At 56.3% G+C, this 1022-nt stretch carries 1 protein-coding gene; it reads right to left on the reverse strand.

Going from position 1 to position 1022, the window contains the following annotated elements:
• Nucleotides 1-160: 160 nt before the first annotated feature.
• Nucleotides 161-610 (reverse strand): REP-associated tyrosine transposase, encoded by a 450-nt coding sequence (locus BFR47_RS15040; RefSeq protein ID WP_071473832.1) that lies wholly within the window; start codon nt 608-610, stop codon nt 161-163.
• Nucleotides 611-1022: the final 412 nt, after the last annotated feature.

Raw genomic sequence — 1022 nt, forward strand, 5'->3', positions numbered from 1 at the left:
CCATTCATGCGGCGCGAACCTGCAGGCGGGTAGGGATTTTCAGGCACGGCACATGTTTGCCGGTGCGGCGCCGGTTGTGGTTTCCGTAGGCGCCCATTTATGCGGCGCAAACCTGCAGCTACGCCGCAATCAGGCCTCGCGCTAACTCGGATCTAAATCGCTATAACCAGATGGCGTCCCACAAGGGGTAGTCGCCAATTCGGTTGACCAGCCCCGCTCTCAACGGGTTGGCCACGATATAACGGGCAATATGCCGGATATCTTCTTCCTCCCTCAGGGCATGCTCATTAAAGCCTCTTTGCCAGAGTCGGCCTTCTCTTTCAAGAGACATGTTTACGATTCTGGCTGACCGGCCCTTGAATAATCTGATCATGTCCGTCAATGACGCTGACTCACTTAATTGCATTAGCCAATGAATATGATCTGGCATCAGCACCCACGCAAGAGATTCGGCCTGACGCTCATCCTGCAGACGCTTCAACTCCTGTACTGCCAAGCGCCCCGTTTGCCAATTGGCAAAGAAAGGCTGGCGTTGATGAGTACATATGGTGATGTGGTAAATCTGCCTGGGCAGAGACGATCTGCCAGCCAAGGCATCAGGATACGGCATTGAGTTATCCCCAATATCACATTTAGCAACAGTCTAGCTTAAGCAGGCTTCCTGTAGATTCTGTGCTTTGGTTGTTGCTCAGCGGAGCTGGGCCTGCCAACTGAAGTGGCAGCTACGGGGTGTCCGGTTGTGGTGTCCGTAGGCGCCCATTCATGCGGCGCGAACCTGCAGATGGGTAGGGTTGTTCAGGAACGGCGCATGTTTTGCGGGTGCGGCGCCGTGGTTATTGCTCTGCTGCGCAGAGCCTGCCAACTGAAGTGGCAGCTACGGGGGTGTCCGGTTATGGTGTCCGTAGGCGCCCATTCATGCGGCGCGAACCTGCAGGCGGGTAGGGATTTTCAGGCACGGCGACATGTTTCGTCCGGTGGCGGCGCCGGTTCGTTGGTTTCCGTTAGGCGCCCATTTATGCGGG

The organism is Oceanisphaera psychrotolerans (genome assembly GCF_001870485.1).
Lineage (GTDB): Bacteria > Pseudomonadota > Gammaproteobacteria > Enterobacterales > Aeromonadaceae > Oceanimonas > Oceanimonas psychrotolerans.